General features: G+C 56.0%; 11 protein-coding genes. 2 read left to right on the top strand and 9 right to left on the bottom strand.

What is annotated here, in order from left to right; genetic code table 11:
• Positions 1-69: 69 nt before the first annotated feature.
• Positions 70-1,011 carry a LysR family transcriptional regulator gene (locus tag KTJ90_RS07910; RefSeq protein ID WP_457173011.1) on the top strand — a complete coding sequence of 314 codons (942 nt, stop codon included), beginning with the start codon at positions 70-72 and terminating at the stop codon, positions 1,009-1,011.
• Between the two features lie 170 nt (positions 1,012-1,181).
• A complete protein-coding gene (locus KTJ90_RS07905) occupies positions 1,182-2,180 on the top strand; it encodes an aldo/keto reductase (protein WP_457173009.1) in 999 nt (332 codons plus the stop codon).
• Positions 2,181-2,320: 140 nt separating this feature from the next.
• On the opposite strand, the gene flhE is transcribed toward KTJ90_RS07905, so the two are convergent.
• The 9 genes from flhE to KTJ90_RS07860 all read right to left on the bottom strand — a co-directional run bounded on the left by flhE (position 2,321) and on the right by KTJ90_RS07860 (position 12,562).
• On the bottom strand, positions 2,321-2,713 hold the full coding sequence (gene flhE / locus KTJ90_RS07900) for a flagellar protein FlhE (protein ID WP_105099091.1): 393 nt from the start codon (positions 2,711-2,713) through the stop codon (positions 2,321-2,323).
• Positions 2,713-4,806 (bottom strand): flagellar biosynthesis protein FlhA, encoded by a 2,094-nt coding sequence (gene flhA / locus KTJ90_RS07895; protein ID WP_003849166.1) that lies wholly within the window; start codon positions 4,804-4,806, stop codon positions 2,713-2,715. Before flhA ends, flhE begins: the two co-directional genes overlap by 1 nt.
• Entirely contained in the window at positions 4,799-5,947 is a 1,149-nt protein-coding gene (flhB, locus tag KTJ90_RS07890; RefSeq protein ID WP_003849164.1) for a flagellar biosynthesis protein FlhB, read from the bottom strand. The genes flhA and flhB overlap by 8 nt, the downstream gene beginning before the upstream one ends.
• A 188-nt stretch (positions 5,948-6,135) precedes the next feature.
• Positions 6,136-6,777, bottom strand: a complete 642-nt coding sequence (gene cheZ / locus KTJ90_RS07885; RefSeq protein WP_003849160.1) for a protein phosphatase CheZ — start codon at positions 6,775-6,777, stop codon at positions 6,136-6,138.
• 9 nt (positions 6,778-6,786) lie between these two features.
• On the bottom strand, positions 6,787-7,176 hold the full coding sequence (cheY, locus tag KTJ90_RS07880) for a chemotaxis response regulator CheY (RefSeq protein WP_010258559.1): 390 nt from the start codon (positions 7,174-7,176) through the stop codon (positions 6,787-6,789).
• 39 nt (positions 7,177-7,215) lie between these two features.
• Entirely contained in the window at positions 7,216-8,265 is a 1,050-nt protein-coding gene (locus KTJ90_RS07875; protein WP_003849155.1) for a protein-glutamate methylesterase/protein-glutamine glutaminase, read from the bottom strand.
• Entirely contained in the window at positions 8,265-9,137 is an 873-nt protein-coding gene (gene cheR, locus KTJ90_RS07870) for a protein-glutamate O-methyltransferase CheR (protein WP_003849153.1), read from the bottom strand. The genes KTJ90_RS07875 and cheR overlap by 1 nt, the downstream gene beginning before the upstream one ends.
• 80 nt (positions 9,138-9,217) lie before the next feature.
• The gene (locus KTJ90_RS07865; protein ID WP_003849150.1) at positions 9,218-10,894 is read right to left on the bottom strand and encodes a methyl-accepting chemotaxis protein; all 1,677 of its coding nucleotides are present in this window, start codon (positions 10,892-10,894) and stop codon (positions 9,218-9,220) included.
• 105 nt (positions 10,895-10,999) lie between these two features.
• On the bottom strand, positions 11,000-12,562 hold the full coding sequence (locus tag KTJ90_RS07860; protein WP_039660023.1) for a methyl-accepting chemotaxis protein: 1,563 nt from the start codon (positions 12,560-12,562) through the stop codon (positions 11,000-11,002).
• Between the last annotated feature and the right edge of the window lie 172 nt (positions 12,563-12,734).

Raw genomic sequence — 12,734 nt, 5'->3', positions numbered from 1 at the left:
TCCCTCTCCGTTGCTGTTCCCAGTCATCCGCTCTGAACGCCCCCCAAATTTCCGCAGCAGGATGGTGTTATGTCTGTCGCCGCGCACCTTATCAGCAGTCATCTTCCCACCATAAAGCAATTGCAGTGCTTTCTGGCTGTTGCGCACGAGCTTAATTTTCGCCGGGCCGCAGAACGCCTCAGCATGACGCAGCCGCCGCTCACCCGTCAGGTTCAAAGCCTGGAAGATCTGCTCGGTCAGCCGCTGTTCAGCCGAACGACTCATGAGGTGATGCTCACCGATGCTGGCCGTGCGCTGGTTGCAAAAGCAGAAGCGATTCTTACCGCGCTGAATAGCCTAAAGCAGCCTGCTGCTGTGCGACCACGTATCGGACTGACCCGCACGCTCAACTTTGAATTAATGGCACCGCTTAACCGGCAACTCGCCAGTTTCCATGCCAGCGATGAAATGGAGATGCCCAGCCTGACCTCCGCTCAACTGCTGCAAAGCCTGGCCAAAAACAGCCTGGATTTAATTCTCACTGGCGAAAAAGGTTCGGAAGCGGAAACCCTGGTTCAGTACACCTGGGTTTACCGTGAACCGTTGCTGCTCGCTATGCCGTCAACGCACCCTGCCAGTCTGGCAGGAGAAAAGGTCGCACTGGAGGCGCTGGCCGACCTGCCGCTGTTCTGGTTTGCGCGCAGTGCCAATCCGCAGTTTTACGATAAATGCGAACGCTACTTTGCGACGCTCAACGTCACGTTAAAACGAATAAGAGAGCCGGATGATTCTCTGCTGATGCTGTCGCACATTGCCAGAGGCAAAGGATTCGCCCTGATGCCGCAGTCAAAATGTACCTTTAACCAGACAGGACTCTGTTATCGCCCGCTGACTGAAAGCGCGGCGCGGCAATTGACGATTGATGTTTATGCGGCCATTCGCGCCAATGAAAAAAATGCGGCAGTGCTGAATGCGCTGAGCGTGCTTTCACAGTCGGCTGATCACGACGCTCACCCGCATTCATCGGACTGAGTCGCCGCCCTCTTACGTCGCGCTGCCTGTGGCTGATGATGCGCGGTTCCGCCCGCTCCTGTGTTGTCCCCGGTCTTACCTTTCCTGATACCTTTTTTGCATGACGAAAAGAGCAATTCATTGCCTTCACGCGGGGTGAAACAATCGCCTTTCACTCACGAGGAGAAACAATGAAAAAGCGAACCTTAAGTCAGGGTCTGGATGTCAGCGCCATAGGCTATGGCGCAATGGGGCTGAGCGAATTTTACGGTCACTCCGACGACCGCCAGTCTCTCCAGCTGCTTAGCCAGCTGCGCGACCTGGATATCACCTTCATTGATACCGCCGATCTTTACGGACGTGGCCACAATGAGCAGCTGATCGGTGAGTTTCTTGCCGGGATGAGCAAGGCTGAACGCCTGACGTTCACCGTCGCCACCAAATGTGGTATCGAGCGTCCGGCAGATGAGGCTTATGCCCGTACCATTAACAATAAGCCGGACTACATTACCCGCAGCTGCCATGCCTCCCTGAAACGATTGGGCGTCGAGCGTATTGATATCTTTTATCTGCATCGTATCAGCCCGGCAACACCGATTGAGGAGAGCATGCAGTGTCTGAGCCGCCTGGTAAAAGAGGGGAAAATTGCCCGGATTGGATTGTGTGAAGCGTCGGCTGCCACGCTGAATCGGGCGCACGCCATCCATCCGCTGGCCGCGCTGCAGACGGAATATTCTCTGTGGACGCGTGACATTGAAGAAGACATCCTGCCAGCGGTGAAACAGCTCGGTATCGGTCTGGTGCCCTATTCCCCGCTGGGCAGAGGTTTTCTGACCGGGAAATACCGCCAGAACAGTGATTTTGCCGGGGATGATTTCCGCAAAAATAACGCGCGTTTCCAGCAGGAGAATATCGATCACAACCTGCAGCTGGTAAATGCGATTACGCCGCTGGCGGAGAAATATCACGCCACCACCGGGCAGATTGCGCTGGCCTGGCTCCTGGCCCAGTATGAAAGAATTGTGCCGATACCGGGCACCAGGCAGATCGCTTATCTTAATGAAAACGCGCAGGCCGCGGATATTCAGCTGGAAGAGAACGATCTCCTGTTGCTGAATGCACTTCACCGGCAAATAGAAGTTAAAGGGGGGCGTTACTCGGAAGAGGGAATGAAAGGCGTTAATGCCTGAATTCTGACCTTTGCGTCGGTGCCTGATGTATCGGCTGAGAGTCAGTGCGTTAATTGTTGCTCTGTAAACGACGTAACAGCCGATGCACATATCTGGTGTGCATCGGCGTGTCCCGCGCAGGCATCAACGTTGCTGATTCATTATTCGTAATTGACCATCACTTCACTGCTGACCACCCGTAATCCGGGTGGAAGCGCCCCGCTGCCCGCAAAACCAAACACCATGTGCAATGTCTCACCGGCATTCAGATGCGCCAGCCCGCGCGTGGTGCCGCTGGCACCTTCAAGCGACGTGCAACGTTGTTCACCGCACAGCCGCACTTCCAGGCCAGAGGGCGCCGGCCTGCTCAGCTCATAACGCCAGTTAATGATGCTGACTTCCCCACCGACGCCGGCGGGTGGCGTCAGCGGCTGCGCCCGTTGCCAGCTGCCACGGTTCGCCAGTAGCGGCCCGTTAGCCGAGGCACTCCAGGCCCCTCCAGCCGCCTGAGCCATCAGTGGCATCATTAACAATGCCATGATCAGTCTGCGCATTATTTGCCTCCAATGGTGGCAGTCATACGGATCTGACGGTTATCGCTCAGCTCCAGGTTTGAGAGCACCACCAGCTGTGGCAGATTGCGGCGCAGGAATCGCGCCAGCAGTGCACGCAGCGGATGATTGACCAGCAGCACCGGCGGTGCCCCCAGCATCTCCTGGCGCTGCAATGCGGCCTGTGCCTGACTCAACAGGCGGTCGGCCAGACCCGGCTCCAGTCCGCCACCGCCCTGCAACGCCTGCAACAGCAGACGTTCCAGCGTTGAATCCAGCCCGATAACCTGCACTTCGTCATTACCCGGGAACCACTGTTGCGTAATCGCACGGCCCAGCGCCACACGGACCACGCTGGTCAGCTCCTGGGGATCGCTCTGCACCGGCGCGTGTTCCGCCAGCGTTTCGATGATGGTGCGCATATCGCGAATCGACACCCGCTCCACCAGAAGGTTCTGCAGCACCTTGTGCAGCGTGGTGAGTGAAATCACGCCTGGCACCAGATCTTCAGTCAGCTTCGGCATCTCCTGGGTTACGCGATCCAGCAGCTGCTGCGCTTCCTGACGGCCAAACAGTTCGCTGGCGAACTGGCCGATAAGATGGTTGAGATGGGTTGCCACAACGGTACTGGCCTCGACGACAGTAAAGCCCTGAATCTGCGCCTGCTCTTTGAGTGCGCTATCAATCCAGACCGCTGCCAGACCAAAGGCGGGATCGACGGTCGCTTCACCAGGCAGACTTCCGGCAGCCGTCCCCGGGTTAATCGCCATCCAGCGGCCAGGATAGGCATCACCGCTACCAATCTCTACCCCTTTCATCAGGATGCGATAGCGCGCAGGCGGCAGCTCCATGTTGTCACGGATATGCACCACCGGCGGCAGGAAACCAACATCCTGAGCAACCTTTTTACGAATACTGCGGATACGTCCCAGCAGCTCACCGTTTTGCTGATGATCGACCATCGGAATCAGGCGGTAGCCCACTTCCATGCCCAGGGTATCTTCCAGCTGCACATCGGTCCAGGACGCTTCGGTGGCGGCTGGCGTGTCTGCTGGTTTGTTGCTGATGCTGCCTGCAACGTCCACTTTCTTCTTCGGCTGTGCTTCGCGACCACGCAACCACCAGGCCAGACCCAGTAAGGCGGCGGTGAACAGCAGGAAAACAAAGTTAGGCATGCCAGGCACCAGACCCAGTAAGCCAATCACCCCGGCGCTGAGCATCAGTACGCGGGGATCTTTGAACAGCTGAGTGACCATCTGCTCGCCGACATCCTGATCGGTGGCAACGCGCGTCACGATAACACCGGCAGCAGTGGAGATAACCAGCGCCGGGATCTGCGCGACCAGTCCATCACCGATGGTCAGCAGCGTATAGGTCTCTGCGGCATGCCCCGCATCCATACCGTGCTGCACCACGCCCACCAGCAGGCCGCCGATGACGTTGATGACCATGATCATGATACCGGCGATGGCATCACCACGAACGAACTTACTCGCACCGTCCATCGAACCGTAGAAGTCGGCTTCCTGGGTCACTTCTGCACGGCGGCGTTTGGCATCATCTTCACCGATCAGACCGGCGTTGAGGTCGGCATCGATTGCCATCTGCTTACCGGGCATGCCGTCCAGCACAAAGCGCGCACCCACTTCCGCGATACGACCGGCACCCTTGGTGATAACCATAAAGTTGATGATCACGAGGATGATAAACACCACGATACCGATGGCGAAGTTACCGCCCACCAGGAAGTGACCGAACGCTTCAACCACCTGTCCGGCCGCAGCGGCACCAGTGTGCCCTTCCATCAGGATGATACGGGTTGACGCAACGTTCAGCGCCAGACGCAACAATGTTGAGAAGAGCAGAATGGTCGGGAACGCCGCAAATTCCAGGGTCCGCTGGGTGAACATGGCCACCAGCAGGACCATGATCGACAGCGCAATGTTAAAGGTGAACAGCAGATCGAGGATAAACGGCGGCAATGGCAGAACCATCATCGACAGGATCATCAGGATCAGTACCGGCCCGGCCAGTACCTGCCACTGCATATCTTTAAAGCCCGGTAGACGTAGCTTTACGGCCAGGTTATTAGCCATCGTTTTTGCTCTCTCCTGCAAAGTCCATCTCTGCCGGAACCGGCAGGTCTTTTGGTTTGGTTGGAATCAGGCCCCCTTCGCGCTTCCAGCGACGCGACTGCCAGACCCACGCCAGCACCTCGGCCACGGCAGCATACAGCGCGCCAGGGATGTGCTGACCAATTTCGGTATGACGATATAACGCACGCGCCAGCGGCGGTGCTTCCAGAACCGGGATGCGGTGTTCAGCAGCCAGTTCACGAATTCTCAGGGCGATCTCGCCGGCCCCTTTCGCGACAACTTTTGGCGCACTCATCTTTTTCTCGTTGTACTGCAGGGCGACGGAGTAGTGCGTCGGGTTGGTAACGATGACATCGGCTTTTGGCACATCTGCCATCATTCTGCGTCGTGCAGCGGCGCGCATCTGCTGACGGATGCGTCCTTTAACATGCGGGTCGCCTTCCTGCTGCTTATGCTCGTCGCGAATCTCCTGCATCGACATCTTCAGCTTTTTAAAGTGGCTGTAGAGCTGCCAGAAAACGTCATAGCCCACCATCGGTATCAGCCCCAGCATCACCAGCGAGCAGCAGACCGCAATCATCTCCATGCCGTGGATGAGCGCGGTCACCGGTGCTTCGCTGATCAGCCGCAGCATCTCAGGCCAGTGACTCCAGATGTACCACCAGCCCACTGCGCCAACCAGGATAGTCTTGAGGATCCCTTTAAACAGTTCGGTCCAGGCCTGAGCGGCGAACATTCGCTTAAAGCCGGCAATCGGGTTCATCTTTTTCGGATCAAACTTGATCGATTTACCGCTGAAAACGATACCGCCCAGCAGCATAGGGGCGGCAATCGCCACCAGCACCAGACCGCCCATCAGCGGCAGCAGCGCCATCAGTGCCTGCGTGATCAGGCTGCCAATGTGGCTGACGATAATTTTGTCATCTCTGACCATGCCGTGGTCAAAACGAAGCCCGGTAGCGACCATCGCCGCCAGCCGGTGCGCCATCATGTTGCCGCCCATCCACAGGATCATGATGCCGGCCAGCAGCATCAGTACGGATGTCAGTTCGCGCGAACGCGGAATCTGGCCCTCTTCACGCGCTTTCTCAAGTCGGTGGGCCGTGGGCGATTCTGTTTTGTCCTCGTCGCTATCAGACACGACAAACCTCGGTTGGCAGGAATTCTGAGCATAGGATGCCAAATCTGGCTTAAGTCAAAGCGGAGATAAGATGGGAAAAACAGGCGTTCTTTCGGGGATGGATCTGACAATGCAGAACGGGGCCACCGGAAGGTGACCCTGTTTATTATAATATGCCGCTGTTTCGCCCGCACGCGGGCGAACGACGCTTAAAACCCTAAGCTGTCCAGCAGGTCATCAACCTGATCCTGGTTCGCCACCACGCCTGGAGCATCAGCGTGAATCTGCGGTCCGTTCAGCAGGCTGGTGCCTTCCTGACGCTTTTCAGCACTGACTTCTGGCATGTTTTCCAGCAGCACCATTAACAGCTGGCGCTCAATTTCCTGAATCACATCCATCATACGCTTGATCACCTGACCGGTAAGGTCCTGGAAATCCTGCGCCATCATGATTTCAAGCAACTGCTTGTTGGTAAAGGCGGTATGCTCTGGCACGGCGGTGAGGAATGCGCGCGTATCCGTCACCAACTCCCGCGCATCACCCAGTTCAATTGGGTTCTCAAACCACTCATCCCAACGTCCTTTCAGCTGGGTTGCCCCGGCTTCCATTTTATCCTGATGAGGTTGTGCTGCTTCAACACAGTTCAACGCACGGTCAGCGGCCTGCGCCGTCATCTGCACAACATAATCCAGACGATCGCGGGCATCAGGAATGGCTTCAGCCGCATCGGCAATGGCTTTATCCAGCCCCAGCTCGCGCAGACTGTCGCGCAGCATGCGCGTCAGAGAGCCAATACGTGAAATGATGTCGTGTGCCGCGGCATCCTCAGTTGGTTTCGGAAAGTCGCTCATCACATCCCCTTACATGCCCAGTTTTTCGAAAATTTTACCCAGCTTTTCTTCCAGGGTTGCCGCAGTGAAAGGTTTCACTACATATCCACTGGCACCCGCCTGGGCGGCGGCGATAATGTTCTCTTTCTTGGCTTCCGCAGTGACCATCAACACCGGCAGCGAACTCATTGCCGCGTCAGCACGAATGGTCTGCAGCAGCTGCAGGCCATCCATGTTTGGCATGTTCCAGTCGGAAATCACGAAGTCGAAACCACCCGCTTTCAGTTTGCCGAGGGCATCCACACCATCTTCCGCTTCTTCTACGTTATTGAAGCCAAGCTCTTTCAGCAGGTTACGCACAATACGACGCATCGTATTGAAGTCGTCTACTACCAAAAAGCGCATGTTTTTATCTGCCATATCTACTCCTGAGTTGTCTCGCCCGGCGGGACGGGCCTGTTAAATACGCAATGCCTGTCCGGCGCTAATTTTCGCCAGCATGTGCTGGCTGATGTTGCTTAAATCTACGACTTCGCTCACGCCGCCCGTGGCAATAGCCTCACGCGGCATGCCAAATACCACACAGCTGGCTTCGTTCTGGGCGATGGTCCAGGCGCCTGCCCGGTGCATTTCCAGCATCCCGGCCGCACCATCGTTGCCCATTCCGGTGAGGATGACCCCCACCGCATTTCGTCCGGCGTTAATCGCCACCGATTTGAACAGCACATCCACAGAGGGTTTGTGCCGGTTTACCGGGGGCCCTTCATTCAGTTTCACCACATAGTTGGCACCACTTCGGCCCAGCTCCATGTGCATTGCGCCTGGGGCGATATAGGCGTGGCCTGGCAAAATACGTTCACCATCTTCGGCTTCTTTTACCGTGATCTGACACAGCTTGTTCAGACGCTCGGCAAAGGAGCGGGTAAAGCCTGGCGGCATATGCTGGGTAATCAGCAGTGCCGGGCTGGTTGCCGGTAACGGCTGCAGCACATGGCGAATCGCCTCAGTTCCGCCGGTTGAGGAGCCAATCGCAATCAGCTTCTCACTACTCAGCAGCGGACCCGCTTTCAGTGTCGCCGGCACCGGCATCGCTGTGCGGTTGTGCAGGCGCGCACGGGAAGCCGCACGAATTTTGTCGCCAATCATCTGGCTGTACGCCAGCATCCCCTCGCGGATGCCGAGCTGCGGCTTGGTCACGAAATCCACCGCGCCCAGCTCCAGCGCTCTCAGCGTAATTTCGGAGCCTTTTCCGGTCAGCGATGAAACCATCACCACCGGCATTGGCCGTAACCGCATCAGTTTTTCCAGGAAATCGAGGCCATCCATGCGCGGCATTTCCACATCCAGTGTCAGCACCTGCGGATTGAACTGCTTGATCAAATCGCGGGCGACCAGCGGATCGGGCGCCGTAGCGACCATCTCCATATCCGGATGGCTGTTGATGATTTCTGTCATCAACTGCCGCATCAGCGCAGAGTCATCTACGCACATCACGGTGATTTTGCTCATCATCTTTCCTTCGTCAGTCCATAGACGGTTTGCCCACGCAGCCAGAACTCTTTACTGATCTGACTGAAGTTTTCTGAGTGTCCGGCGAAAAGGATTCCGCCCGGTTTTAGCAGTGGGACAAACCGACGCAGAATCTTCTCCTGCGTCTCTTTATCGAAATAGATCATCACATTGCGACAGAAAATAGCGTCGAACTGACCCGGCAGCGCCCAGTCATTCGCCAGCAGGTTAAGCTGCGCGTAAGTGACCATATTGGTCAGCTCGGGACGCGCCCGCACCATACCGGCATGCGGACCGGTTCCGCGCAGGAAGAAACGCTGCATTTGCGCCGGTGACAGCGTGCGCAGCTCTTCCTGGCGGTAAACCCCTGCCACCGCCTTTTCCAGTACCTGAGTATCGATATCGCTGGCATGAACCTGGAACTTGCCAGGTCCTGTGCCCAGCGTTTCCGCCAGCGTCATGGCGATCGAATAAGGCTCTTCACCCGTTGACGCTGCGGTACTCCAGACGCTGAAGTTGCCCTGTCGCTTACGTGCATGCTCCGCCAGAATCGGGAAGTGATGCGCTTCGCGGAAGAACGCGGTCAGGTTGGTCGTCAGCGCATTGATAAAAGCCTGCCACTCGGCACTGTTTGGATCGGACTCCAGCAGCGCCAGGTAGCGACCAAAATCGTCGATATTCAGCGTACGCAGACGACGAACCAGACGGTTGTAAACCATCTCACGCTTGTGGTCGGCCAATACGATGCCGGCACGCTGATAGATCAGCTGGCTGATACGGCGAAAATGCGTATCGGAGAGCGGCAAACGCTGCACCATTTGCGACAGCAGTGTTGTCGTCTCATTTTGATCTAAAATCGTCGATTTTTTCATCTCTGCACCTGGCCCGAACTTTATACATTAACTGTCTGCTGCGATGCCCGGCGCTATAACAGCGAACGGACCACGGGCGTTTAAAAGGTTTCCCAGTTGTCGTCGCTGCGTGACGCAGACGAACGACCAACGGCTAACGGTGCATCTAACTGGAGAGTTTTCATCGCCGTTGTCTTGTTAACGGCCTGAGCGACAAATTCTTTACCAATATTGAACACTGAAACCGCTTGTTTTAAGTGACTTGCCTGATCTTCGAGCGCTGCAGCGGCGGCGGCTGACTCTTCAACCAGTGAGGCGTTCTGCTGTGTAACGCGATCCATCTCGGTCACCGCAAGGCCCACCTGGTCAATGCCACGGCTCTGCTCGTCTGACGCGGAGGCGATCTCACCCATGATGTCGGTGACGCGGGTAACCGCGCTGACGATGTTGCTCATGGTGTCACCGGCACTCTCTACCAGCACTGAGCCGGTATTAACGCGGCTAACGGAATCTTCAATCAGCCCTTTAATCTCTTTGGCGGCCTGGGCGCTGCGCTGTGCCAGGCTGCGGACTTCACCCGCCACTACCGCAAAACCACGACCCTGTTCTCCGGCACGCGCGGCTTCAACCGCGGCATTCAGCGCCAGGATGTTGGTCTGGAAAGCAATGCCATCAATCACGCTGGTGATATCGGCAATCTTCTTAGAACTGCCCGCAATCTCTTTCATGGTGGTGACCACGCCATCCACGACTTTGCCGCCCTGCTGCGCGGTTTCTGAGGCAGTCAGCGCCAGCTTCGACGCCTGACGGGCGTTTTCAGCATTCTGTTTCACGGTTGCGGTGAGCTGCTCCATGCTGGCGGCAGTCTGCTCCAGCGAGGCGGCCTGCTGTTCCGTTCGCGAAGAGAGATCGTTATTGCCGATGGAAATTTCGCTGGCGCCGGTATAGATGGCGTCGGAGCCATCACGGACAGTGCGAACGGTACGCACCAGCTCCTGCTGCATGTGCTGCAGTGAAGTCAGCAATTCGCCGATTTCATTTCGTACATTAATCTCAACCGGCTGGGTCAGATCACCACGTGCAATGTGCTGGATGTGCTCAATGCTCTGACGCAATGGACGGATCAGCACTGAACGCATCACGTTCCACACCAGTACAATCATCAGCAATGTCACAGCCAGCGTGGCAATGACAATGGTGATAGAGCGGCTGTAAGCCTGCTGGTTTGTTTTTACACCCTCCTCTGCAAGCTCTTTGTTGTGCTCAAGCCAGGCGCTGTAATCTTTCTGGAACTTGTCCTGGAAACTTTGCGTAGGCTGATCGACAAAACCTTTGAAGTTACCGGTCGTGAAGAAGACCATCAGTTCTGCCAGGGCATCGTGATAGGCCTTATAGTTGGCCTGTAACGTCAGGACGTTTTCAGCTGTTTTGCCCTTTTCTGACAGGTTATCGTTGAAAATCTGATAGCTGGTTTCGGCCTGTTTCAGCTCCTCGCCCGCCAGGGCGACCAGCTCTTTCACGCTGGCTCCCGACCCCGACATCTGTGCATCCTGCAAAAAACGGATACCAGCGCGGTTAAGGGTGTTACGCGCCTGAACAAGCGAAACCCATGAGGTGCCCATCGCCTGTTGCAACGTATTCAGACGCTGGTTATAAGCAAAATTCTCTTTATCTGAGCTGACAGTTTTGAAAAACATTCCGCCGGAAAAAAGCTGCAGCAGCGCAAACAGCGCCAGCACACACAGCAGGCCGGAAACGACTCGTACACGACTAAACATACACACCTCATTGGTTGGCGATTCGTGTTTATTTATCGGCGGAGTCAGGGGGAACTTTATGCATGGCAGCAGCTTAAAGCCGCTGCCATGGTGAAAAGCAGAAAATCAGGCGCGGGAAATTTTAAATACGGAGACTGCCTGGGTCAGAACGCTGGCTTGCTGCTCCAGAGCGGCGGCGGCGGCGGCAGACTCCTCAACCAGAGAAGCATTCTGCTGCGTCACGCGATCCATTTCAGTAACGGCCACGCCGACCTGTTCAATACCGCGGCTCTGTTCATCAGACGCTGAGGCGATTTCGCCCATGATGTCGGTAACGCGGGTCACGGCACCCACAATCTCATTCATGGTACTGCCGGCGCTTTCAACCTGCAGTGACCCATCGTTAACGCGAGAGACGGAGTCTTCAATCAGGCCTTTGATCTCTTTTGCGGCCTGGGCGCTACGCTGTGCCAGGCTGCGCACTTCACCCGCCACTACTGCAAAACCACGCCCCTGCTCACCGGCCCGCGCGGCTTCAACGGCGGCATTCAGCGCCAGGATATTAGTCTGGAAGGCGATACCGTCGATCACACTGATGATGTCAGCAATTTTCTTCGAGCTGTCCGCAATCTCTTTCATCGTGGTGACAACGCCATTAACCACTTTCCCGCCCTGCTGTGCGGTTTCGGAGGCGGTCAGCGCCAGTTGCGACGCCTGACGGGCGTTGTCCGCATTCTGCTTCACCGTGGCGGTCAACTGCTCCATGCTGGCGGCAGTCTGTTCCAGTGAGGCGGCCTGCTCTTCGGTGCGTGACGACAGGTCGTTGTTACCGGCGGCGATTTCGCTGGCACCGGTAAAGATGGCATCTGAGCCATCACGGACATTACCCACGGTCATCACCAGAGACTGTTGCATCTCATGGATGCCTGCGGCCAGCTGGCTCATCTCATTGCGTCCCTCAACCACAATAGTCTGTGTCAGATCACCGGAAGCGATAGCACGAATCTGTGCCAGCAGCTGTTGCAGGGGCTGAATCAGCACCTGACGCAGGCCAAACCAGCAGGTAATAATCACCGCCAGTACCGCAACGCCAATGGTGGCCAGCAGCCACATCATCTGGGTGTACGCGTTGTGGTTCTGTTCCATGCCCTTGTCAGAAAGTGCAGTCTGCAGCGCACGCCATTTATTGTAACTCTCCTGCATCGCCACCTGCTTCTGTTCGATGTTCTGTTTGAACATCCCTTCCAGGTCACGCGCCTGCAGACTTTTTACCATCGCTTTCAGGCCGTTTTCATAATTGCCGTAATCAGCTTCAAGCTTGTCCCCCAGCGTCTCGTCAAGACCAGCGGTGGTAGGCAGATGGTAATAGATTTTGAAGTGACGATCGGCCTCTGCTAACTGGTTATTGGCTTTGGTGATAAGTTCATCAAGCTGACCGCCGTTCATCTGCGAAGCCATGCTGGTCTGTAACCGAAGCATGCCGCGGTTCAGCGTGGTACGGCTGTTGTTTAAGGAAATATAAGCATCTGTCATCTCAGTAACATTACGATTAGAGACCTGAGACAGCGCGAAGGAAGCTTTGTCTTTATTCAGTGCTGACCAAAAAAGGCTGCCAGAGACTAACTGGAGCGCGCCAAAGATAACCAGCACTGCGATTAAACTGGTTACCACTTTTATTTTTTTTAACATCTTGTTCCCCTGCAGGTTGATTAAGGTGCAGCGGCTATATCGGCGACCCTTCAGGATTAATTAACGCTTTTTGGCGCTTTCAGGAGAGAAGTGGCTTTTGTAATTATTTTTATCAGCATGAGCTGCTGAGTTTGGCTTTAAGCAGAGGAATAACGGGGAGTGTTGCGCATCC

Source organism: Pantoea jilinensis (assembly GCF_019104105.1).
Classification (GTDB): domain Bacteria; phylum Pseudomonadota; class Gammaproteobacteria; order Enterobacterales; family Enterobacteriaceae; genus Pantoea; species Pantoea eucalypti.
Note: the sequence above shows the minus strand (reverse complement) of the source record. Positions and strands in the feature narration are given on the sequence as shown.

What these genes read in the sequence shown, in the direction of transcription:
- flhA (WP_003849166.1), bottom strand. Translation starts at nt 4,806, where the DNA reads ATGGCTAATAACCTGGCCGTAAAGCTACGTCTACCGGGCTTTAAAGAT.
- cheR (WP_003849153.1), bottom strand. Translation starts at nt 9,137, where the DNA reads ATGAAAAAATCGACGATTTTAGATCAAAATGAGACGACAACACTGCTG.
- flhE (WP_105099091.1), bottom strand. Translation starts at nt 2,713, where the DNA reads ATGCGCAGACTGATCATGGCATTGTTAATGATGCCACTGATGGCTCAG.
- cheY (WP_010258559.1), bottom strand. Translation starts at nt 7,176, where the DNA reads ATGGCAGATAAAAACATGCGCTTTTTGGTAGTAGACGACTTCAATACG.
- KTJ90_RS07860 (WP_039660023.1), bottom strand. Translation starts at nt 12,562, where the DNA reads ATGTTAAAAAAAATAAAAGTGGTAACCAGTTTAATCGCAGTGCTGGTT.
- cheZ (WP_003849160.1), bottom strand. Translation starts at nt 6,777, where the DNA reads ATGAGCGACTTTCCGAAACCAACTGAGGATGCCGCGGCACACGACATC.
- KTJ90_RS07905 (WP_457173009.1), top strand. Translation starts at nt 1,182, where the DNA reads ATGAAAAAGCGAACCTTAAGTCAGGGTCTGGATGTCAGCGCCATAGGC.
- KTJ90_RS07865 (WP_003849150.1), bottom strand. Translation starts at nt 10,894, where the DNA reads ATGTTTAGTCGTGTACGAGTCGTTTCCGGCCTGCTGTGTGTGCTGGCG.
- KTJ90_RS07875 (WP_003849155.1), bottom strand. Translation starts at nt 8,265, where the DNA reads ATGAGCAAAATCACCGTGATGTGCGTAGATGACTCTGCGCTGATGCGG.
- KTJ90_RS07910 (WP_457173011.1), top strand. Translation starts at nt 70, where the DNA reads ATGTCTGTCGCCGCGCACCTTATCAGCAGTCATCTTCCCACCATAAAG.